The following is a 22944-nucleotide window of genomic DNA, read 5'->3' on the forward strand; positions in this document are numbered from 1 at the left end:
GCCCCCCCGCTGCCCGTCATAGCCTACGGATAAACCTGCCGGCCCGCTTCCACCACTCACGGGGGCCCGATTTTGCTCACTTCACATACTCAATGCCGGTGATCCACCAGCACACTTCTCCACCCGGGGTCTGCACGATGGCCTCATCGTCTACTTCCTTGCGCAACAACGCACGGGCCATGGGTGAGTCGATGGAGATGTAGTCCATGCGATCATAAATTTCGTCATATCCGACGATGCGAAATCGTTTGGTCTCACCCTGCTCGTTCTCGATGTCCACCCAGGCGCCGAAGAACACCTTGCCCTCTTGCTCGGGCATGTACTCCACCACCCGCATGTCTTCCAGGCGCTTGCGCAGGTAACGCACGCGACGGTCGATCTCACGCAGCAGTTTCTTGTTGTACTGGTAATCGGCGTTTTCGCTGCGATCTCCCAGCGAGGCCGCCCAGGTCACTTTGCGCGTGGTGTCCGGGCGCTTTTCGCGCCACAGGTAATCCAGCTCCTTCTTCAGCGCTTCATGACCCTCTTTGGTAATCAGCTTGGTACTCAAACGCTTACATCCCCAGGCAGTGTCCACAGGTGCCGATACGCCCGGATTTCAAACCCGGCCTTCGGCTGGCTGGCGTTGATGATAAATGAACCCGTGAAAGTAGCCAGACCAGTCTAGTTATCCAACACCTGGTCCAGCTCAAGCAGCATGCCCCGCAGGTTCTGTCGCAAGCCCGACACGTGCGACGTCATCACCTTCAAAGACTCTGTTCTCTGGCTGACCGCGAGCGACTGTTCTTGCAGTTGAGTGATGCGCTGCTCCAGTGCTCGAACCTTCTCTTCCAACTGGCCTTGCTCCTGCTGCAATCGCGCCTGCCATTGCTCAAGTGCCGCCTCCCGTTCGATTGCCGCGAGTTTTTGCTGGGTCAACTCTTGGGCTACACGGGCAAGGTTGGTCAACGTGCTGTCCACTTCGAACAACGTGCTGTGGTCCGCGGCTGGCGAGTGCTTCGGTGGCGCAGGTACATCGAGTTCAGGCTGGATAGCAGGTGAGGCGTGCGCCCTGACGATGGGCGCTTCGACAGGCCTCTGTCGAATCTCCTCAACGGGATGTTCATCCACAGGCGTATGGGGATTCTCGGATCCTCTGCCCCCTCTAGCAGGAGGGGAGGTCATTTGCGACGAGAAACGAATGGACGGCACGATCACTGAAGCGTTTTCAATCGCCGGCAGTGTCGGCGCAGACATGCCCAGGGTGATCACCTTCATCACCAGCGCCTTCTTGATGATTACCGAATGATGGTCCTCGGGCCTGGCAGGCGGCAGCTTGCAGCCTTTCAAGTCGACAAAATGATAGGGCACCTGGGTTTCCGTCACTCCGCCCGCCTTCATCCCCGAAGCGGCCAACGTCAGAATTTGCTTAAACACATGCAACGCCAACTGCAAATCTTCTCGTGACTCAACTCCACCCAGGAAGTATCGGTCAACTTTCTTACGTAACGAAGCGATATAAACCCTGGAACTTTCCGGTTCTACTTCCTCATCCAGACTATAGACAAGAAAGTTGGAGGCCGTCTGACCTACGGCAAAGCCACAGAGCAATGCACCGTTAACCGGAGCATCTTGGCCATCGCGTTCAAGAACAAGGGTACGTAGCAGCATCATGCTATTAGGCCTCACTGAGCAGGGCAGAAAATTTATCTAAATAACAAATAAACATTCAAAAATTGGACATTCCGCAACCTATCACATTGTTTCAGCGGCCTGCCCAACCGGCGCGTAGGACTTCTCTTATTAAGAGTTATCGGCGTTCCCAAAAACGGCCATTACCCGTACCCTTTTTTAACGCCCCCTACGTCATGCCAAACTTTTTCGGTAAAAAAATGATCGAAATAAGCAATCTGACAAAACACACGGGTAACACAACTATACTCAGCGACCTTTCATTCAGCGCCAATCAACAAGAATGCCTGGGATTGTTCGGGAAGGATCATAGGGCCAAAACAACTCTGCTCGACCTAATGGCAGGTTCAACGCAGCCGTCCAGCGGTTATATAAACATCCAGGGTTTGGATATCCAAACCCGTGCACTTAAAGCAAAGCAACTCGTTGGCTATCAACTGTCCATGGACCTTGGCCACACAACGATGTCCGTCAAAGTGTTCCTTGGATTCATGGCCGCCGTTCGCGGCTTCCACGGCGCCGAAAAACGCGCGCGGCTGGAACAGACTGTGGCGCGACTGGATCTGTTTCCGGTGCTCGATGCCCCCCTCGATGCCCTCTCCATCGGCTGGAAACGCAAAGTCGCCATCGCCCAGGCCGTCCTGCATAGCCCTGCCTTGTTACTGCTGGATGAGCCAACCGAAGGACTCGCACCTGAACAGAAGCATTCCTTCAGGGCACTTATCCAGTCATTGACGCAAGAAATGACAGTGATCATCGCCTCTCGTCACTGCGATGAACTGTCCGAGTTGTGCACACGCGCACTCGTCATCGCGGGCGGTCGCCTGGTCGCCGACACCCCACTGCCCGATCTACAACGCGACTCACGTCATTTCCAGGCAGTGACCCTGGCCGCGGACACTCCACTGGATCTGCTGGCCTTGGCCGTACTGCCCGGCGTGGCAGGCATCGAAGAGCATCGACATGCACCCGGTACAGTGACGGTACTCGCCATGCCGGGGCACACCATCTATCCCCATATCAACACGCTGATTGCCAGTCGCCGCTGGAAAATCAACTCATTGAGCCTGGAACCAGGTCGCCTGAATGATGTGGTCCACCACCTGAGCCAGGAGGCGCCCCTTTGAAACTACTGCCCATCATTTTAAAGCGCCAGCTCGCCAGCTATGCCAGCACACCCAGTACTTACCTGCACATTGCCGTCTTTCTCATCCTGTCAGTGACACTGGCAAGATACATGAGCCAGTGGCCGGAACAGAACAGCAGTGACTTGCAGGTATTCTTCCAATTTCACCCCTGGTTGTACTTATTGCTGATTCCCGCCTTGGCCACGCGACTCTGGGCGGATGAGTGCAGTGCAGGGTTTCTCGGGCTGATGAAAACCATGCCCATCACCAGCTATGAATGGGTGATTGGAAAATTCCTCGCTGCCTGGCTGGTGGTAGGCACAGCCCTATTGCTGATGCTTCCTCTCGTCATCATTGCCAATTACTTGGGCAGGATCGATAACAGCGTTATTGCTTCGCAATTTTTCGCAAGTTGGTTGCTGGCGGGAAGTTATCTGTCGGTCGGTTGTTTTATCTGTACGCTTGTACGCCAGCGCACGGTTATCTTCGCACTGACCCTGGGCTTGCTTCTGACAGCCAGTGGTCTTTCTTCCATCTTGGACTCACTTGAACATCAAGCGCCTATCGGATTAATCGACAGCTTGGCAGCCCTCAGCCCTACTTTGCGATTCAGCAGCATCGATGATGGGAAACTCACACTTCGTGACACGCTTTACTTCATCAGTATGATCCTCGCCTTTCTCACTGCGACGATAGTCAAACTCAACTATAAACACAGCTGAGAAGGGAAATCCTCAATGCGGTCCTCGCTGCGCACCAGCATGACACTCGCCGTCACCTTCCTGCTTTTCCTAGCGTTCAACCTGGTTTGGATAGGCAAACTTCCTGATATACGGTGGGATCTTTCTGAACACAAAATTCATACCTTCGCGCCTGCGGTAAAACAGCTGCTCACTACGCTGGAAGACCCAGTGGACTTGTATTACTTCAACTCCAGCAACGACCCGAAAAGAAGCTACGCGGTGCAACGCTACAGCAAGCGTATTGAAGACCTGCTCAAGGAGTACGAGAAAACGGCCAACGGCATGATTAACCTGCACCTTATTGAGCCGGCCCCTTTTTCGGAGGATGCCTATAAAGCCCGACTGTCCGGGTTAGACGACAATGCTGGGTTTCTCGGCCTTATCGGCACCCGTGTTGGTCACGGTGTACGACGTATTGGCTCCTTCAGCCTCGACCAGGAGCCCTTGCTTGAGTATGAAATCGGTCATCTGCTGTATAAATTGCAGCACCCCGAGCGCCCGGTCATTGCGCTATTGTCGGGAGTGGCGATGGACAAATCCGCAAGCCGGCTGTTGCAGGAACTGCAGCAGGAATTCGACCTGGTCAATCTGGAACCGGCTGCCGCATCCGTCCCCCAGCAGATCAAAACACTGATGGTCGTGCACCCTCAGGCGTTGCCTGAGCGAACTGTGTATGCCATTGAACAATTTGTATTGAAGGGCGGCAGGTTGATGATGTTTATCGACCCTTTGACTGAGCAACGCCCAAACCTCCCTCCAAGCAACACTCGGCTGAGCGAGTTGCTGGCCGCCTGGGGTATCCAGATGCCGGCGGACCAGTTGGTGGTGGACGACGTCTACACGCCAAGGGAGACACAGGGCGCGCCCAATCAGGTCCGATTGAACCTGCCTCGACAGGCAATGAACACCCATGACATCAGCACATGGAACCTCAGCAGGGTGACGGTATTGAGCAGTGGCGCCCTCTCCCCCCTGAGCAAGAGCCGCACGACCTTCACCCCGCTCCTGCAAAGTTCCGAACAGTCTGTCTTGTTGGACGTTAATGGCCTCACAAGCGCGGCTGCGATCGACGCATTGATTGAAGAGGCATCGAAGCAAGAACGACAGCATGTGATTGCTGCGCGTATCGAGGGGCCGAGCTATTCGGTGTTTCCCGATGGCATCAAGGGGCAGCCGCCCGGTTTGCAGAAAGCGGCACACATTCATGTTGTAGTGGTTGCCGATACGGACATGCTCATGGATAAGGTCAACGATTCGGCGCCCGACGGCAACGCGTTGTTTGTCTTGAATACCCTCGACAACCTGTCCGTCCCCGACACACTCGCCGCCATTCGTCCGCGCGCGCCTCGGGAAACGTCGCCAAACAGGTTGGAGAGCATGCGCAACGTCGCGAAACAGGCCTATCGTCTGAAAGCCGGAGAACTGGAGCGGCGCCTGCAACGCACTGAGCAGGAATGGCAGCGGCTTAGTCCGTGGACAACCGCCCTTGGCACCCAGCCAGTGGACACCACCACTCAGCTGCAGGCACTCAACAAGGAGCGTCTGCGCTTGCCCATGGAACTGCATACCCTGGAGCACGAAGCATATGCCCAGGTGCGTCGATTGGAGTGGGTTATAAAACTGACGGTGACCTTTGCGATACCCGTGACCTTATGCCTGATCGCCTGGCTGGTCTTTCTGGGCCAACGCCGTCGCCGGCTTAAAGCCGGCAACCTCATTCACTGAACGCTCAACGACGGGCGATCAGCCCTTGCCGGGCAATGCGGGTCAACTGACGGATGACCTCATCGGCGTCGCCAGCACTGGGCGCCTGGATTACCGCAAGGTCAAAACTGTTGCTGGCAAACCGCGCAAGAGAATCGCCATCTTCGACAAACTGGATCAGGAACGCGGATGGTCGGCCCGTACGACGCGGCCAGCCGTCCAGGTAGCGCAACAGCGTCGGCTGGTGCTTGCCGCCCAAGAGAATTTTAGGATTGCGTTGAGTGAGGTCCGCGGTGATCGGGGCCAGGCGTATCAGTGGGCGTAGTGCATTCATCGTGTCGTGTCTCTGCCTCAAAAGTCTGCGGGCAGGTGAGAGGCAACACCGAACCAGCGCTTTAGCGGAATTTCGAAGCATGGAACATGCTTCTGTCGGGACCGATAACGATCACCCATGGCGCCCCGCAATTAGCTGTTTAAATCGGCGCATGAGCGGCATCCTAGAGAAGCCGGTGGGGCGGTGTCAAGAATCCCGATCAGCAAAAAGCCCGCACAGGGCGGGCCTCTTGAAGGTTCTACGGGGGTCAGTTGGCGATGGCGCGGTCCGCAGACAGCTTGCCAGCACCTTCCAGCAGTACCGCCAGCGAGCCACCGAGCAAGGCCAGGGCGAACTCATAACCGTTGTTGGCCATGAACAGGCCGTTATGGATGTGTACCGAGAAGATCGCCACCAGCGACAGAATGGTCAGGCCCAATGCCGCAGGACGAGCCAGCAGGCCGATGATCAAAGCCAAACCAGCAAAGAATTCGGTGCCACCCGACAGCAATGCCATCAGGGTACCTGGCGCCAGGCCAATGCTTTCCATCCACTGGGCAGTACCCGCCAGGCCGTAGCCGCCAAACCAGCCAAAAAGTTTTTGCGAACCGTGGGCGGCAAAGATTATGCCGACAACGATACGCAGAATGGTCAGGCCGTAACCGGCGCGGGTGGACAGGATGCTTTTGATCAGTGGGCTCATCGTGATAATCCTTTTCTAAGTAGGGGTTGATTGGCCGCTATATTAATCAGTTTAGGTAATGATAAAAGCCGAAAAAATGCCTGATTAACATCGATAAAATCGATTACTTCCGTGAGGCGATTTTCGGCGCTGGCGGCTCCAGAGACTCCCGCTCCCGATCGAACGCCAAATAGTACTTGTTGACGCTATTAACATAGCTGACGCCGCCCATCCCTACCTGCTCCATGGCAATACGCTCAACCTGGAAGAACCACTGATTGGGGTTCAACCCCCGGCGCTTGGCTTCGGTGCGCATGCCCTGCACCCGCTCCGGCCCCATGTTGTAGGCCGCCAGCACAAACGCCATGCGCTCGCGCTCGTTGAGCTTGGGGCTGGCGAAGAACTTGCGGCGGATCATCGCCAAGTAGCGCGCGCCGGCCTGCACGTTACTGTCGAGGCTCTCGATATTGTTGACTCCCACTCGCTGCGCTGCCGAGGGCGTGATCTGCATCAGGCCGGTGGGACCGCCGCTGTTGCGGGCGCCAGGATCAAGCGCCGACTCTTTGAAAGCGAGTGCCGCCAGGTTCAGCCAATCCATGCCCTGCTCGCGTGCGTGCTTTTGCAACACCGGGCGCAGTTTTTCCAGGCGCTGACGGTCGACGCGGGCCAGTGGATTGCGTACTTGATAGAGGCGACGGTAGATACGTTGGAACGCCACATCCTGGTCGGAAGGCGTCCGGTAGGTCTTGAGGAATCGATCAATACTGGCCCGCAGCATTGAGGCATCCTGGCGCACGAACCAGTACTCGTCGCCCGGCTCGCTGATCGCCACCTGCTTATCGAAGCGCAACTTGGGCAAGATTTTCGACCAGCGTTCAGCAATCGGCTTTTCAACAATCGTCAGATGAAAAATGCCGGCCTGGACCATTTCCAGTACATCTTCCACCGCCAGTGTCGGGTCCACCCACTCCACTTTCACCGGCGGTTGCTTGTGCAGGGCCAGTTTCTGGTTGACCTGGCTGATGGCGTCCGACGCTGCGCTGCCGGTGGTCAATGCCAGGGTGCGACCAGACAGTTGTTCCAATTTGGTGAAACGCCGCTCGCCCTTCACACCCACCAGCCAGAGCGGTACATCGCTGACAATCGGGTCGCTGGTGCTGATCTTGTGCGCGGCCTTCACATCGAGCAATTCACCCGGCGCCACCAGGTCGCCTTCGCCACGGGCCAGCGCGCCGAGCAACTGGTCCTTGGCCTTGGGAATGATCTTGAGGTTGATTTCCTGGCCATCGCGGGCATGACCATTGAGGTATTGCTCGAAAGCGCGCAGGCGATGGTATTCGACACCAATAGCCTGGCCCTGGACCTCGCCGGAACTGTTACGGCTCTGGTTGACCAATACGCGCAGGGTGCGGCTGGAGCGAATCTCCGCCAGGTCACGGACCTTGCTGGGCTTGGTGACTTCCAGCGGCCCGTCCAGACGCGCGACCGCCGCCATGGGCAGCAGCAACGTCAGGCACAACATAAGCAACGCCGAGGGTCGGATCATCCGCTCTCCGGAAAAGAATACTGGCCAACGCCTCGCGAAAAACGAGGCGGTGGGAGTCAGAAACAGAGCGCTTTATGCGCTGGCAAGGCGCGCAACGGTGGCAGGGTGAAAGGCGGCTGGCCGACCACAATGTCACTTGCGACGTTCAAAGACAGCTATAACTCTTTGTAGTTCTTCGTTTTTCTTATAAATCTACAGCTCTGATATGCTTTCCGGCCGCAGGCGGAGATAGCACCATGCAACTCATTGATATCGGCGTCAACCTGAACAACCCCAGTTTCGACGAGAAGCACCAGGCGGTACTCGACCGCGCCTATGCCGCCGGCGTACAGCAATTAGTGCTCACCGGCACCAGCATCGAGGGCAGCGAACAGGCCCTGGCGTTGTGCGAAAAACTCGATGACAGCGGCCAACGCCTGTTCAGCACCGCCGGCATCCACCCCCACTCCGCCAGCGATTGGAACGGCGACAGCGCCCAGCGTCTGCGCGCTTTGCTCAGCGAAAGCCGCGTGCGTGCGGTGGGTGAATGCGGGCTGGACTTCAACCGGGACTTTTCCCCGCGCCCGCAGCAAGAAAAAGTCCTGGAAGAACACCTGGCCCTGGCCGTCGAGCTGAAATTGCCGGTGTTTCTCCACGAACGTGACGCCAACCAGCGCCTGCTGGAAATTCTCAAGGACTACCGCGACCACCTCACCGCCGCCGTGGTGCATTGCTTCACCGGTGAACAGGCGGCGTTGTTCAGCTACCTCGACCTCGACTTGCACATCGGCATCACCGGCTGGATTTGCGACGAACGCCGTGGGACACACCTGCATCCACTGGTCAGGGAAATCCCCCGTGACCGTCTGATGCTGGAGAGCGACGCCCCCTATCTGCTGCCACGCACCCTGCGCCCCAAACCGAAAAATGGCCGGAATGAGCCGGCATATCTGCCGGAAGTCCTGCGCGAAGTCGCCCTGCACCGCAACGAAAGCATGGAAGACCTCGCCCGTAACAGCACGGCATGCGCCCGCCGCTTCTTTGGGCTGCCTGAAGTGGATTGATGCGGCGCATTGACCCACGTCAAAACCGTCTCCCTGAATAGCGGCACAATAATGGCACCTTGCCAATGCTGTTTCCGCTATCAGAGAAAACCTTCCATGGGTGCCTGGCTTAGCAATATCTCGCTGAAATACAAATTCTGGGCCGTCAACGCGGTCGCCTTCATTACTACCCTGCTGCTGGTGCTGTATGCCGTGCAGCTTGAACAACAGGCGCGCAGCACAGCCTCCCACGCCTCTGCGCAGGCACAAGCGCGGCTGCTTGACGCCTGGCCGGCTGGGGAAGCACTGCCTAAAGGCGAGCACTGGCTGTCGTTCAAACGCGGCCAAGTCCCACAACTGGCCGACCAGGATCTGTCAGCCCTGGGCAGCGCCACGGGCTGGATCGAGCTCAATCACATGCCTGTGTTCGGCGAGAACCCGCTGATGGGCGCCGAAGTCGTCGCCCGCCCTGATGGTCAATATGCTGCCGTCCTTGCCTACGCGCCCAGCCTGAGCCAGGTGTTCGAAGAGCGCTTCGCCAACTATGCGGTAGCGGTCATGATCCTGATGCTGGCGATGCTCGGTGCCTCGCAACTGCTGATCCGCTTCCTGCTCAGCCAACTCAACACTCTCAAGGACGTGATGCTGCACGTAGAGAAAACCGGCGACCTGTCGGCCCGCGTGCCCTTGGCGTGCAAGGACGAAGTCGGCCAGATGGCCAGCGCGTTCAACGCGATGCAGGCCGGCTACCAGAGAGTGGTCAGCACCGTAGCGCGTACTGCCCAACAGCTGGACGACGGCGCCGCGCGCCTCGCCAGCAGCATGAACGAGGTGCAACACGGCATGCTCGGCCAACAAAGCGAAACCGACCAGGCCGCCACCGCCATCAACGAAATGACTGCAACGGTTTATCACATTGCCCAGCACGCAGGCGCCACAAGGGATCTGTCCCAGACCGCCGACACCCTTGCCGGTAGCGGCCAGGAAGTGGTCACCCGCGTGCAACGTTCGATTGCCGGCCTGTCCACCGGTGTGCAACAAACCGCCGAAATGATTCAGAAGCTCGCCGAGGACAGCCAGAAAATCAACGGCGTGGTCAGCGTGATCCACAGCATCGCCGAGCAAACCAACCTGCTCGCCCTCAACGCCGCCATCGAAGCCGCCCGCGCCGGGGAAATGGGTCGTGGCTTTGCCGTGGTCGCCGACGAAGTGCGCAACCTGGCCAAGCGCGTGCAAAGTTCCACCGACGAAATCACCCGCATGGTCTCGGCCCTGCAAGCCGGCACCCGCGACGCGGTGGACTTCATGCAGGAAAGCTCGTTCAAGGCCGACGACTGCGTGCAGCAGGCCCAGGAAGCGGGCGCCGCCCTCGCCGAAATCACCGGTGCCGTGGCGCAGATGCGCGAAAGCAACACCCAGATCGCTGTCGCCGCCGAACAGCAAAGCCACGTGGCCGAAGAAATGAACCGCGCGGTCGTCAGCATTCGCGACGTAACCGAGAACACCGTGCAGCAGACCGTGAACTCGGCGACCACCAGCAATGAACTGGCCACCCTGGCCGGGGAGTTGAGCAAAGCGATTGGGCAGTTGAAGCTGTAGGACTGTTCACCCTGCAATCCACCGCCTACAACACAGCCTCGGTTTGCCCGAAGTTTTGGCGAAACTTCCTAGCCCTCTCGGCGAATAACGCCGACTTCTTTTCTCAGCCAACCTCTCCAAAGTCTCTCGCCTGACCAATCAGCGCGAGGGACCGCCGATGCACCTTTCTATCAGTGCCCCGCTCAATGGGGCCGTTTCATGATTCCGGTTATTGCGCAGTTCGTCCTGTCGCCCATGAATGCCGAAAAGCCGGACGTGGAAAGCGTCTTTCGTGACTTCAGCGCGTGCCTGAGCTCATTTGACGAATGGGCCGAGAGCTTCTGGAGCGGCTCGGCGCTGGACGTGGAGCAGGTGTTCAAGGTCGGCCAGGAAGTTTCCCTCGTCGCTCCCGCGTCTTCCAAAAAACCCAATCGCACGGTGGCCGTTTGCAAGGCCCAGGGCTCGTTGACCCTGGTGCATATGTTTGAAAGCACGCGGTTTGTGCCCATCGGCAATACGCCGGTGATGCTGCAAGCCATCGGGTCGGATGGCACGCCATTCGGTGACCCTATCCGTCGAACCATCGACGCCAGCGGCATTCTTGAAGTCAACGATTGCGTCCGCGACCAGCGTTACCAGATCACTTTTTATCCCAACGTTTCCAAGGCACACGTCAAAGCGCTGTATGCGTCTTATCAGTCGGTGATCGACGGGCTGGAACAGCGCTTGCGTGATGAATGGACGAAGACCTTCAAACCGCGATGGAAGGACTTCGCCAACGCCACGCCGTTCGAGCGCAGTGCGATGCAAGGCGTGGCGTTGGCGGGTGGGATTGGCAAGGCGCTCTACAACCTCTGGGATAACGTCACACAGCTGTACGACCTGTTGGCGGACCTCAAGGCCAATAGCGAGAAGTTGCTGAAGTACATCACCCAGGTCGAGCTGGACGAGCTACTGAAACTGGGCAAGGACGCCATCGCCCATGGCCTGCTGGTGCTCAGCGATGAGCCGCTGCTGTTCATCTATCTGTCGGCAATGGTCGCCTGGATACGCATGCTACCGCCGCCGGATATGTATGAACTGGTGGGCGAGATTACCGGCGAGATTCTGATCAATCTGTTTTTGATCTGGGCGACGCGGGGCATGGGCGTGCAGGTTCGGCTGGGTATGCAGGTGTTGGGGCATATCAAGTCGGGTCGGGTGCGCAAGTGGCTGGCGATGTTGGCCGATCAGTTGGTTGGGCCTCGGTTGGACGCGCATGTCGAAACGGCCAAGCCGCTGTTGCTGGGTAGCCCGGCGACACCGATTCGGACGGTTCCGGATGTGCCGTTGAAGGCTGGGGATCAGGTGGTTTCCAACGCGGTGCCGGTGGTGCGGGACAAGTCCCAGCGAACGGTGTTGGTGCGCCAGGAACATGTGGATGATGCGCCAGCTTCTGCTCGAAACCCGGCTGGGGATGCGGCTGATTCTTCGGACAAAACGGCCACCAACGGCTGCCCGGTGTCGATGGTCACGGGTGAGGAACTGCTCACCCTCACCGATGGTGCGCTGGACGGGATTTTGCCGTTTGAGTGGACCCGGTTGTATCGCACCAGCGCGGTGGAAGTGGATTGTGGGTTGGGGTTTGGTTGGAGTCACTCGCTGGCGCATCGGCTGAGTGTTTCCGGGGATTCGGTGGTGTGGACCGATCATGAGAATCGGTCGACTACCCTGCCCCTGCCCACGGTTTCTCGGCCCGCGATCACCAATAGCCTGGCTGAAGCGGCGATCTACCTGGGGTCGCTGCCCGATGAGTTGGTGTTGGCTCAGTCGTCACGTTTCTACCACTTCCGCGACGGTGTGCTGACGGCAATCAGCGATGCGTATGACAACCGGTTGCGCATCTCTCGCAATTACCTGGGGCAGATTGAGCGGCTGGATAACGGCGTCGGGCGCTCGTTGTTCTTGCGCTATGCGTTGGGTCGCATTGTGGCGGTGGACTACCAGATTGAGCGGGCCGTCGATGACGGTCCGTTTGTCTGGGTGACGGAGCAGAACGTTGTTTCCTACGCCTATGACGCGGCGGGTCGGTTGGTTTCTGCGACCAATGCGGTAGGCGAAAGCGAGGTTTATCGGTACGACGAGCAACACGTCATTCTTGAGCGTGGACTGGCTGGTGGGGCGAGTTTCTTCTGGGAGTGGGAAAGGTCTGGCAAGGCCGCACGATGTGTCCGGCATTGGGCCAGTTTTTCGCAGATGGACACGCGGTATGCCTGGGATGACAACGGGCAGGTCACGGTGTTCAACGCCGATGGCAGCCAGGAAGTCTACGTGCATGACCAACGGGCGCGGCTGGTGCAGCGGGTGGATCCGGATGGGGCTGAGCACTCCAAATCCTACGATGACAAAGGCCGGCTGACGGTTGAGCAGGGTCCGCTGGGGGCGATCACGGCCTACCAGTACGACGAAGCCGGACGTTTGGTGGCGGTGTTTCCGGGGGATGATGAGCCGACGACCTACGAGCATGACAATGGATTCGTACGGGTTGTAAGGCGGGGTCAGGCGATTTGGAAATATGAGCGTAATGACCAGGGCGACGTTACGCGTAGGACCGATCCTGACGGCCATTCGACTGAGTACAGCTACAACAAACGCGGGCAACTGACGCAGGTTTGGTTGCCGGATCACAGCTGTCATCGGCTGGTTTGGAATGAGCGTGGGCAGTTGCTTGAAGAGCAGTTGCCGAATGGCGGAGTCAAGCGTTATCGCTATGACGATCTGGGGCGACAGGTTGTCCGCGAGGATGAACATGGCGCGCTGACCCAGTATCAATGGGACGCCGCAGGCCGCTTGCTAAAACTGACTCAGCCCGGCGGTGCCAAACGGGAATACAGCTACAACGCATACGGAAAAATCACCTCCGAGCGCGATGAACTCGGCCACGTCACGCGCTACGAATACGCCGACGGCCTGCACCTGATCAGCCGGCGCATCAACGCTGATGGCACTCAGGTCAAATACCGTTACGACAATGTGCGGTTATTGCTCACCGAGATCGAAAACGAGGTGGGCGAAACCTACCGACTCCAGTATCACGCCAATGGCCTGATCCAACAGGAAACCGGCTTTGACGGCCAGCGCACAGCTTACCTCTACGACCTCAACGGCAACCTGCAAGAAAAGACCGAACACGGTGATGACGGTAGTCAGTTGCTTACCCGCTACGAGCGCGACCACGCCGGCCGACTCGTAAGAAAAACTCTGCCCGACGGCAACCTGGTCGATTACGCCTACGACCGTCAGGGCAATCTCTTAAGCGTCGAAGATGGCCACTGGGCGTTGGCTTACGAGTACGACAGCCAAAACCGCCTCACCGCCGAACACCAAGGCTGGGGCACGCTGCGCTATGGCTACGACGCCTGCGGACAACTGAACAACCTACGCCTGCCGGACAACAACCGGGTGGCGTTCAACCACGCCAAAGGCGGCCAACTCGAAAAAGTCGAGGTCAATGGGCAAACGCTCACCACTCATCTATTCGATACAGGTCGAGAACACCAAAGAGGCCAAGGAAAGCTGCTCAGCAGTTATCAGTACGACGACCAGGGACGCCTGTTCAACCACGGCCTGTGCGACATCGAAGGTGCTATTTACCGACGCCAGTACCACTACGACACATCCGGCAACCTCACCCGCCTGCTCGACACCCGTAAAGGTGAACACCACTACCACTACGACCCGCTAAACCGCCTCACCCGCGCCGACCACTCCCAACACGTGCAGGAACGCTTTGGCCACGACCCGGCTGGTAACGTTCTCATGCAAGACCGCCCGGGCCCGGACATCGTGGCCGGCAATCGCCTGATGATCCAAGGCGACCATCATTACGACTATGACGCCTTCGGCAACCTTATCCGCGAACGACGCGGCAAAGGCCATCAACTCGTCACCGAATACCGCTACGACTGCCAACACCGCCTGATCGGCATCAAAAAACCCAACGGCCAGACCGCCAGCTATCGCTACGACCCGTTTGGCCGCCGTATCAGCAAAACTGTTGATGGCATTACCACCGAGTTCTTCTGGCAAGGCGACAAACTCATCGCCGAACACCACGCGGAGCGCCACCGCAGCTACCTTTACGAACCGGACAGCTTCCGTCCGCTAGCCTTGCTGGAAGGTCTTGGTCCAAAGGAAACCAGGCACTACCACTACCAACTTGACCACCTGGGCACCCCACAGGAACTCACCGCTCAGGATGGCGAAATCGTCTGGTCCGCCCATTACCGCGCCTATGGCGAAATCAGCCGTCTAGACATCAACAAAATCGACAACCCACTGCGTTTCCAAGGTCAATACTTCGACTTGGAAAGCGGACTGCACTACAACCGTCATCGCTACTACAATCCGGATATTGGCCGCTACCTGACGCCGGACCCGGTAAAGCTGGCGGGTGGGATCAATGCGTACCAGTACGTGCCCAACCCGATTGGTTGGGTTGACCCTTTGGGCTTAAGTAATTGCCCAGAAGGAGGCATATGCAAATCGCAAGCTCGGATAGAAGAGCCAGCAGACAACATCACCGCAACGAGAGGTGAGCCCAGTAGCCCTGCTGTATCAACACGTCCGACAGAGTTTGCCAACGAGAAAAAACTCAACGAGCATTACGACAAGCACGGAACTGAATTTCGAGTAGAAAATAGTCACGAATATCTACTCGCTGCACGTCATGTCGTAAGCAATGGCACGCCCGTGCAATATTTGTATAGGGACACTCCAACGACCGGATATGTTTTACTTATGGGAACAAATAGGACAGGGCAGGCCAAATTTGCTTTTGCAGGATCGAATACAAATGGCCATATAACTACTCTGCATACCAAAAGCGGAAAAGACTTCTGGAGAATGATAAATGGCAACCCCTCTGACAAAACAATCAGACCTTACAACAAATAACTATAAGAGAGTACGCGTTTTAGCACTCAATGATCAGATACAAGAAGATATTACGCTGCTCATAGAGGGGACGATCATAAATTGCTTTATTAGTTACTGCCCCTATCAAATAGAAGTTGGGAAATTCTATGACGTGGAGCTGACCATAAACATTCCTGACGATTATGTGCTTGAGCGTGCTGAGCCGAGCGGCGTGTTGGCCGAAAAGATAGGGCCTGGCTATTCCTATATCCTTTACGGCGAGCTCTATGACGATAAACTTCTCACCTTCACATCGCTGAGCGACGAAGGCATACATTATGACCATCCAGAACTTAACGAGCATTATGTAAAATTAACGGTCGAAAGAATCGACGCCAGCTTTCACTGAAAAGCTTAAAACCGAGCAGTCGTTTACATGGCAGGAGCTTGCAGTCTATGACCCCCATAGCCAGCCCCAATTCGCCCCCTCCTCCAACCCCACCTAAACTCTCTCCATGCTATTTCAACGGACAGAGGATTCACCATCATGGGCAAACGTCACCCCAATCTCCCCGCCTGGCAATGGCGTAATTACCCGCAGAACCACCAACACCCGACCAACCTGGCGTTGCACCTGATTGCCGTGCCGCTGTTCATCATCGGGTTTCTGTTGATCGTGTCCGGGGTTTTCAGCCTGAGCCTGGCCAGTTTTGCCGTGGGTGTGGTCGGGATTCTGGCCGGCTTGGCGTTGCAGCGTCATGGCCATAGCCTGGAAGCCCAGGCCAGTGAGCCGTTCAGTGACCGTAAAGATGCGGTGCAGCGCCTGGTGGTCGAGCAGTTCGTGACTTTTCCGCGCTTTGTACTAAGCGGCGGCTGGTGGCGCGCCTGGCGGCAGCGCCACCGACATTGAGGTCAGGCGAAGACCACCACGGTCTGGCGGCTGATGGCGATCAACTCGCCGGTCGGGCTCCAGAGGGCGGCAGCGGCATGGCCATAGCCATCGCGGGCGTGTTCGATGTTGACGTAATACTGGCACCAGTCGAGGGTCGTCAGATCCTGCAAGGGTTGGATGAATTCGATAGTCCAAGTCAGGGTGCTGCCAGGAGCCGGCTTTTTCAGGTGCGGCAGCAAGGCTGGGGGCCAGGCGTCGACTAAAGCAAGGATATGCGCCTCAGTCAGGGGCTCTTCTTTGACATCGCCGCGTAAACGAACCCAACCGCCCATGTCCCGGGATTTATTGCCGGTAAAGGGTAAGCCACCGACACTCCAGCGCATCGCCAAATGACGCATGAACTCGGGGGTAACGCCCTTGATATAGGGCAGTTCCTGGCATTCATCCCAATGTTTGAACACCGGCGGCGCTTCGCTTTCAACCGCGATTTCCGACTCACGGGACGCACCGAAACTGGCCTGTACCAGTGTCGCCACTTCACCGTTCTGCACCACACGGCCAAGCAATTGGCTGACGGCCTTGCCTTCGCGCAAGACTTCGACTTGATAACTGGCAGGAACGTCCGGCGCTACAGGGCCGACGAAGGTGATGGCCAGCGACCGTAGCGGACGATCGGCTGGCACCTGGGCGCGCAGGGCTTCGTATTGCAAGGCAGCCACCAGGCCACCAAAGGTCGCGCGGCCCTGGGCCCATTCGGCGGGGACGGTGACATCCAGCGGGTTGCTGCGGGCGGCGTCGAGCAAATCACTAAAGCGCATGGCGGTCTCACATCAAAAGAAACAGGTGAGGGATCTTAACCATCGGGCCAGCCAGGTACAGCGCCTATTCCGGCCAAAAGCCGGACCGGTTTAGAGACAATCGGCGCTGAGTTTATCCAGCACGCGGTCCGCCTGCCCTTCTGCCTTGGCCATGGTGCGATGCCACACCGCAACACAAGGTTGCAGATCCGCCTGAAGCTCAGCTTGGGCCAGCCATTGCCAGCAATCGTGCCAATCGCCTAAAGCACCCTGGGCTTTTTTCAGGCGCGACATCGCGTTGGCCGGCAACTTATCCAATTCGGGATAGGCTTCGGCGGCATAACGCACCCGCTTGATCAACAACCGCAGGCGGTGTCGGTCATGATCTGGGTCTTTCAAGGCCTCACCGAGTTTCTGCCATTGTTTGGCCAGACGTTTTTCAATGCGTGGGCGCAGGCCTTTGAGCAATTTCTGATGCTCAGAAGCACGGATGAAACGCGGAAAGGCATCCAGAATCAGCAGCAAATGCGCAAGCTCCGGGCTTTGCGCTACCTGACGATAGGCCTCAGGTTGCAGACGCAGGCGACGGTTGGCGGCCTCGTGATGACCATGCTGGTGCAAATACGCCGCCAGCACCTCACGGTCACGTAGCGGCGTCGTCAATTGGCCGACGGTGCTGGCGGCCAACTCAAGCTGTTCCACCCCTGGCAATCCCCGCAAGGGGCGCAACAAGCTGCGCAGACGGCGCACGGTGGTGCGCAGGTCATGCAAGGCTTCATCGTCGGTGACGGCGGCGAGGCGAGCCTGGCAGCTCAGTAACCCTACTTCCAGGCCAATGACCTGAGCGACTAACTGATCGACCAAAGCTGACATCCTGCCCTCACTGCCTGATGAAAAATCCTACTCGCTGCTGCAGGTCAACGCCCGGCGCGAGACTCACGAATATAGAACCGCGCTTTCTCGGCTTTGTTGGAGCAGCCTTCAAACGCTTCAAACTGTTGCTGGGTCTTGGCGCCCGTCAGCAGCGACAAGGCTTTAGAGTAGCTCACCGTGCCAGCAAAGCCTTCAGCCTTGGCAAGATCGAGCTCCTTCCAGGCAGCGTCCAATTGGCTGCCGCAGCTGTCGCGGTATGCGGTCTTCCCGGCACAACCGGCCAGGGCCAGCATGATCACAGGTACACACATCCAGGCTTTCATCGATGACACCTCAAAAAGAAAAAACAGTCGTACGTTGTAGACGTTGCCTACATGGAAAAGTGCCTGTCCTTAGCCTGAAATCGATTGTACCTACAGACCAGAGCATACCCGAGCACCGTGGCTATTCTGGAAAAATTTCGCAGGTCGCCCGCGAAGATTGAAGCCGCCCCCTCAATGGGTGCATTGTGAGACCCTGCCTTGGGGAGGACATGGACCATGAAGAAGCGTGTTGCCTTGGTGCTGGGTTCCGGCGGGGCCCGGGGCTACGCCCACATCGGCGTGATCGAAGAAATCGAGCGGCGCGGCTACGACATCGCTTGTATCGCCGGCTGTTCCATGGGGGCCGTCGTCGGCGGGATCTACGCCGCCGGTAAGCTGGATGATTATCGGAACTGGATTGAAAGCCTCGATTACCTCGACGTGCTGCGTCTGGTGGACGTGAGTTTTCGCCTGGGGGCGATTCGCGGTGAGAAAGTCTTCGGGCAGATCCGCAAGATTGTCGGCGAGATCAACATCGAAGAGCTGCGCATTCCCTACACCGCCGTCGCCACAGACCTGACCAACCAGCAGGAAATCTGGTTCCAGGAAGGTTGCCTGCATCAGGCCATGCGCGCCTCCGCGGCGATTCCCAGCCTGTTCACCCCGGTGATGCAAGGCAACCGCATGCTGGTCGACGGCGGCCTGCTCAACCCGCTGCCCATCGTGCCGGTGGTGTCGAGCCATTGCGACTTGATCATCGCGGTCAACCTCAACGCCACCAACCAGAAGCACTACCATCTGCCGGTGATCCAGCGCCCGCCCGCCTTCAAGAGCCGCTTTAACAACCTGGCCAAGTCACTCGGCTCGCACCTGCCATTTCGCCGCAAACAGGCCGAACAATTAATGAAGTTGGAGCAGGAAGCCTTAGAAGCCCAAGCGGCGGAGATCAACCCGTGGTTGGAGTCGGCCGAGCCGGAATCCCAACAACCCGCCGCCGCACCGGAAAAGCCGGGAGCACCAAAATCAGCGACCGGCTCGTTCATCATCGATAACGTCGGCCCGGCGTCACTGCTGGATTTGATCAACCAGAGCTTCGAGGTGATGCAGACGTCGCTGGCGCAGTACAAGATTGCCGGCTACCCACCCGACGTGCTGATCAACGTACCGAAGCGGGTCTGTCGGTTTTTCGAGTTCTACAAAGCGCCGGAGCTGATCGCGCTCGGGCGGGAAATCGCCAGTGATACGTTGGACCGGTACGAAAGTGAGCAGAGCTGAAAGAGTTGGTGTTGCTGATGACCTCTTCGCGGGCAAGCCCGCTCCCACAGTTGACCGCGTACAGCCTGAAGAAACTCGGTCGAATGTGGGAGCGGGCTTGCCCGCGAAGAGGCCCGGCCAGACGCCTACGCTCTAAGCACTCAACAACCGATACCCCACTCCCGCCTCGGTCACGATAAACCGCGGCTGGGTCGGATCATCTGCCAGTTTCTGCCGCAGGTGGCCCACGACAATGCGCAGGTAGTGGCTGTCTTCAGTATGAGTCGGCCCCCAGATGTCCTTGAGCAATTGTTGCTGGGTAATCACCCGCCCCGGATGCCGCGCCAATTGCGCCAGCACCGCATACTCCTTGCGGGTCAGCGCCACTTCGGCACCGTCCAGCAGCACGCGACGATAAGCCAGGTCCACCGTCAGCGGGCCAAAACGCAAGGCCGCTTCCTGGGCTTCGCCCGCTGGCGCCTGGCGTAGCAAGGCGCGCACGCGGGCGAGAAACTCCTGAATGCCGAAGGGTTTGGTGACGTAGTCATTGGCGCCACCGTCGAGGGCTTCCACTTTCTGCACTTCGCTCGCGCGTACTGACAGCACCAGCACCGGCACCGTCGACCACTCTCGAAATTCACGCAGCACTTGCTGGCCATCCATGTCCGGCAGGCCGAGGTCGAGCACCAGCAGGTCCGGTTTGCTCAACGCGGCCTGGGCCAAGCCTTCGTTGCCAGTGCCGGCCTCGATCACTTTGTAACCCTGGGAGGCCAGGCTGATGCGCAGGAATTTGCGGATCTGCGGTTCGTCATCAATGACTAAAATCGTCGCGGTCTGGCTCATGGTGCCCCATCAAAATCCGTGAAGAAAACAGGGTAGCTCATGCCTCGCGCTCCAGGCCAGGCTGTGTCGGCAACGGCAGGAACAAGGTGATGCAGGTGCCACGCCCGTCGATACCGTCGGCCACACTGATATGTCCGCCGTGGGCCCCGACCATGCCCTGGCAGATCGCCAGGCCCAGGCCCGTGCCCTGCCCACCACGATCGCCTCGGGCGGCGGTGTAGAACATGTCGAAGATCTTTGCCCGTTCTTCCTCGGGAATGCCTGGCCCCTCATCGGCCACGGCGAAAAACAGCTGATTTTCCGTAACGCCGGCGCTCAGTTGCAAGCGGCCTTGCGGGGGTGAGAAACGTGCGGCGTTTTCCAGCACATTGACCAACGCTTGCTCGATCAACGCGGCATGCACATACAACAAGGGCAACTCAGGTGGCACATCGGTGTTCACCTGCAACGGCGCCAGCACCGCACGCAGACGGCCGAGGGCGCTGCCGACGATATCCCCCGGTGACACCCAGTCCCGTGCCAGTTTCAACGCGCCATGACCGAGGCGTGTCATGTCGAGCAAGTTCTGGATATAGCGATCCAGGCGCTCAGCTTCATCACGGGTGCCTTCAAGCAACTCGCGGCGATCCTCCAGCGGGATGGCTTCACCGAGCGCCAGCAGGCTGTCGATGCTACCGCGCATGGACGTCAGCGGCGTGCGCAAATCGTGGGACACCGAGGCCAGCAAGGCACTGCGCAGTTGCTCGGTTTCGCCGTGCAATCGAGCGGATTCCAACTCTTGGGCCAGTTGCGCACGCGCCAAAGCCTGGGCCAGCGGTTGGCTCAAGGCCGTGAGCAATCGACGGCGTTGTCCGCTCAACTCCAGGCCGGGTTTTGGACTGACACCCAGCAACCCCAGCGGGCCCTCTTCGCCCGACAACGGCCACCACCACCAACGCCCGAACGGCAAGGTGCCGGTGCCCATACCCGCCGGCTGATCATGCTGCCAAGCCCAATCAGCCGCGGCGCGCTCGGCCTCGGTGAGGGTCAGCGGGCCACCAGTTTCGATCGTCCAACCACCCTGCCCATCACGATTGACCAGGCACAGGTCCAGGTCGCTCCAGCCTTCCAAATGATGCGCAGCCGCGCTGACCACCGCCTGGCGATCGGTGGCAGCGGTGAGTTTGCGCGACAGGTCGAGCAGCTCGCTGGTTTCTTCCTGAGTGTCGCGCAACGCCTGCAATTGGCGGCGTTGGCGCGCGGCCAGGTTGCCGGTCAGCGCCGCCATCAGCAGGAAGAACAACAGCGTCAATACGTCTTCTTCACGCTGGATGGCGAAGGAAAAATTCGGCGGGATAAACAGAAAGTCATAGGTCAGGAACGACAACGCCGCGCACACCAGCGATGGCCCCAAACTACTGCGCACCGCCACCAGCAACACGGCGGCGAGAAACACCAGCGAGATATTCGGCAGTGGCAGGACACTGGACACCGCCCACGCCACCGCAGCCGCCACCACCGTCGCCACCACCGCGAGCGCATAATCGAACCACACCAACCCACGTACATCCGGCAAGCGTGGTGGCGCCGGGATGTCGTCGCTGTCGAGGACGTTGATTTCCAGGCCGCGTGCATTTCGCAACAACCGTGCAGCCAGGCCACCGCCAAACAAGCGACGCCGCCAACGCATCCGCGACTGTCCCACCAGCAACAGGCTGGCGCGACGTTCAGCGGCGTGCTGGATCAGCGTCTTGGCCACCTCCCCCGCCCGCAGCAGCACTACCTCGCCCCCCAGACGCTCGGCCAGTTGCTGAGCATTCTGCAAACGCAAACGGGACTGCTCATCGCGCGCACGGCCGTTATCGATATGCACCAGGCTCCACGGCAAATGCCGACGCTGAGCAACCCGGCTGGCATGCCGCACCAGGCGCTCGGCCTGTGCATCGCCATCCACCCCCACCAACAAGCGACCACGCACCGCCGGAGCGGCCTGGCCGAGTTGGCGATAGCCCTGGGCCAAATCGTCATCGACATGGGCAGCGGCGGTTTGCATCGCCAACTCGCGCAAGGCCATGAGGTTGGTCTGGGTGAAAAACGCATCGATGGCCGCGCGGGCCTGTTCGGGCACATAGACCTTGCCGTCACGCAGGCGCTCCAGCAGCTCGCGGGAAGGCAGGTCGATCAGCAGCAGTTCGTCAGCCTCTTGCAACACCCAGTCCGGCAGGGTTTCACGCACTTGCACGCCGGTAATGCCGCGCACTTGGTCGTTGAGGCTTTCCAGGTGCTGGACGTTGACCGTGGTGAATACGTTGATGCCGGCGGCGAGCAATTCCTGGATATCTTGCCAGCGCTTTTCATGGCGACTGCCGGGCGCGTTACTGTGGGCCAGCTCGTCCACCAGCACCAGCTTGGGCTTGGCGGCGAGCAGGCCGTCGAGGTCCATTTCTTCAAGCATCACGCCACGGTATTCGCTGCGCAGCAAAGGCTGTTGCGGCAGGCCGCTGAGCAAGGCCTCGGTCTCGGCGCGGCCATGGGTCTCGACCACACCGGCAATCAGCCGCACGCCTTGGCGCAACTGAGTGTGCGCTGCCTGGAGCATGGCATAGGTCTTGCCCACCCCCGGCGCGGCGCCGAGGAAGACTTTGAGCCGGCCACGGCCGTCCCGGGGCAGATCGGCTAATAAGGCATCGGCGCGGCCGGAGTCGCTCATGCGGGCAGTGTC

General features: G+C 58.8%; 19 protein-coding genes. 9 read left to right on the forward strand and 10 right to left on the reverse strand.

Annotation, left to right across the window (positions count from 1 at the left end):
* Positions 1–76: 76 nt before the first annotated feature.
* Together greB and WH299_RS08870 are read right to left on the reverse strand one after the other, a co-directional pair.
* Positions 77–550: a transcription elongation factor GreB gene (greB, locus tag WH299_RS08865; protein WP_016972352.1), complete on the reverse strand. Its 474-nt coding sequence runs from the start codon at positions 548–550 to the stop codon at positions 77–79.
* A gap of 113 nt (positions 551–663) precedes the next feature.
* Positions 664–1653 (reverse strand): hypothetical protein, encoded by a 990-nt coding sequence (locus WH299_RS08870; protein ID WP_339550078.1) that lies wholly within the window; start codon positions 1651–1653, stop codon positions 664–666.
* Between the two features lie 218 nt (positions 1654–1871).
* On the opposite strand from WH299_RS08870, the gene WH299_RS08875 reads away from it, so the two are divergent.
* From WH299_RS08875 to WH299_RS08885, 3 genes are read left to right on the forward strand one after another with little or no spacing between them, the layout of a single operon-like run.
* Positions 1872–2798, forward strand: a complete 927-nt coding sequence (locus WH299_RS08875; RefSeq protein WP_339550135.1) for an ABC transporter ATP-binding protein — start codon at positions 1872–1874, stop codon at positions 2796–2798.
* A complete protein-coding gene (locus WH299_RS08880; protein ID WP_123476920.1) occupies positions 2795–3520 on the forward strand; it encodes an ABC transporter permease in 726 nt (241 codons plus the stop codon). Before WH299_RS08875 ends, WH299_RS08880 begins: the two co-directional genes overlap by 4 nt.
* Before the next feature lie 15 nt (positions 3521–3535).
* Complete coding sequence (locus tag WH299_RS08885) at positions 3536–5266, forward strand: Gldg family protein (protein WP_339550079.1); 1731 nt, start codon at positions 3536–3538, stop codon at positions 5264–5266.
* Between the two features lie 4 nt (positions 5267–5270).
* On the opposite strand, the gene WH299_RS08890 is transcribed toward WH299_RS08885, so the two are convergent.
* The 3 genes from WH299_RS08890 to WH299_RS08900 all read right to left on the reverse strand — a co-directional run bounded on the left by WH299_RS08890 (position 5271) and on the right by WH299_RS08900 (position 7786).
* Positions 5271–5579 (reverse strand): hypothetical protein, encoded by a 309-nt coding sequence (locus tag WH299_RS08890; RefSeq protein ID WP_016975361.1) that lies wholly within the window; start codon positions 5577–5579, stop codon positions 5271–5273.
* 247 nt (positions 5580–5826) lie between these two features.
* Positions 5827–6261: a DoxX family protein gene (locus WH299_RS08895; RefSeq protein WP_028615629.1), complete on the reverse strand. Its 435-nt coding sequence runs from the start codon at positions 6259–6261 to the stop codon at positions 5827–5829.
* A 103-nt stretch (positions 6262–6364) separates the two neighbouring features.
* The gene (locus WH299_RS08900) at positions 6365–7786 is read right to left on the reverse strand and encodes a transglycosylase SLT domain-containing protein (protein ID WP_122725134.1); all 1422 of its coding nucleotides are present in this window, start codon (positions 7784–7786) and stop codon (positions 6365–6367) included.
* A 236-nt stretch (positions 7787–8022) separates the two neighbouring features.
* On the opposite strand from WH299_RS08900, the gene WH299_RS08905 reads away from it, so the two are divergent.
* From WH299_RS08905 to WH299_RS08925, 5 genes are all read left to right on the forward strand, one after another.
* A complete protein-coding gene (locus WH299_RS08905) occupies positions 8023–8829 on the forward strand; it encodes a TatD family hydrolase (protein WP_339550080.1) in 807 nt (268 codons plus the stop codon).
* A 96-nt stretch (positions 8830–8925) separates the two neighbouring features.
* Positions 8926–10407 carry a methyl-accepting chemotaxis protein gene (locus tag WH299_RS08910; protein WP_126571120.1) on the forward strand — a complete coding sequence of 494 codons (1482 nt, stop codon included), beginning with the start codon at positions 8926–8928 and terminating at the stop codon, positions 10405–10407.
* Between the two features lie 198 nt (positions 10408–10605).
* The gene (locus WH299_RS08915; protein WP_339550081.1) at positions 10606–15321 is read left to right on the forward strand and encodes an RHS repeat-associated core domain-containing protein; all 4716 of its coding nucleotides are present in this window, start codon (positions 10606–10608) and stop codon (positions 15319–15321) included.
* Positions 15278–15691 carry a hypothetical protein gene (locus WH299_RS08920; protein WP_339550082.1) on the forward strand — a complete coding sequence of 138 codons (414 nt, stop codon included), beginning with the start codon at positions 15278–15280 and terminating at the stop codon, positions 15689–15691. The genes WH299_RS08915 and WH299_RS08920 overlap by 44 nt, the downstream gene beginning before the upstream one ends.
* Positions 15692–15829: 138 nt before the next feature.
* Positions 15830–16192: an Mpo1-like protein gene (locus tag WH299_RS08925; RefSeq protein WP_010566540.1), complete on the forward strand. Its 363-nt coding sequence runs from the start codon at positions 15830–15832 to the stop codon at positions 16190–16192.
* A gap of 2 nt (positions 16193–16194) precedes the next feature.
* On the opposite strand, the gene WH299_RS08930 is transcribed toward WH299_RS08925, so the two are convergent.
* The 3 genes from WH299_RS08930 to WH299_RS08940 form a co-directional block, all read right to left on the reverse strand.
* Entirely contained in the window at positions 16195–16992 is a 798-nt protein-coding gene (locus WH299_RS08930; protein WP_339550083.1) for an acyl-CoA thioesterase, read from the reverse strand.
* A 90-nt stretch (positions 16993–17082) separates the two neighbouring features.
* On the reverse strand, positions 17083–17844 hold the full coding sequence (locus tag WH299_RS08935) for a CHAD domain-containing protein (RefSeq protein ID WP_339550084.1): 762 nt from the start codon (positions 17842–17844) through the stop codon (positions 17083–17085).
* A gap of 44 nt (positions 17845–17888) precedes the next feature.
* Positions 17889–18167, reverse strand: coding sequence for a hypothetical protein (locus tag WH299_RS08940; protein ID WP_003172685.1), 279 nt, complete (start codon positions 18165–18167; stop codon positions 17889–17891).
* Between the two features lie 216 nt (positions 18168–18383).
* Here WH299_RS08940 and WH299_RS08945 point away from each other — a divergent pair, with 216 nt between their 5' ends.
* On the forward strand, positions 18384–19421 hold the full coding sequence (locus tag WH299_RS08945) for a patatin-like phospholipase family protein (protein WP_028619502.1): 1038 nt from the start codon (positions 18384–18386) through the stop codon (positions 19419–19421).
* A 132-nt stretch (positions 19422–19553) separates the two neighbouring features.
* Here the strand turns inward: WH299_RS08945 and WH299_RS08950 are convergent, their stop codons facing one another.
* A complete protein-coding gene (locus WH299_RS08950; RefSeq protein ID WP_028619501.1) occupies positions 19554–20243 on the reverse strand; it encodes a response regulator in 690 nt (229 codons plus the stop codon).
* A 37-nt stretch (positions 20244–20280) separates the two neighbouring features.
* Positions 20281–22932, reverse strand: a complete 2652-nt coding sequence (locus tag WH299_RS08955) for a sensor histidine kinase (protein WP_126571462.1) — start codon at positions 22930–22932, stop codon at positions 20281–20283.
* Positions 22933–22944 lie beyond the last annotated feature (12 nt).

The organism is Pseudomonas sp. MYb541 (assembly GCF_037479595.1).
GTDB classification, from domain to species: Bacteria; Pseudomonadota; Gammaproteobacteria; order Pseudomonadales; family Pseudomonadaceae; genus Aquipseudomonas; species Aquipseudomonas canadensis.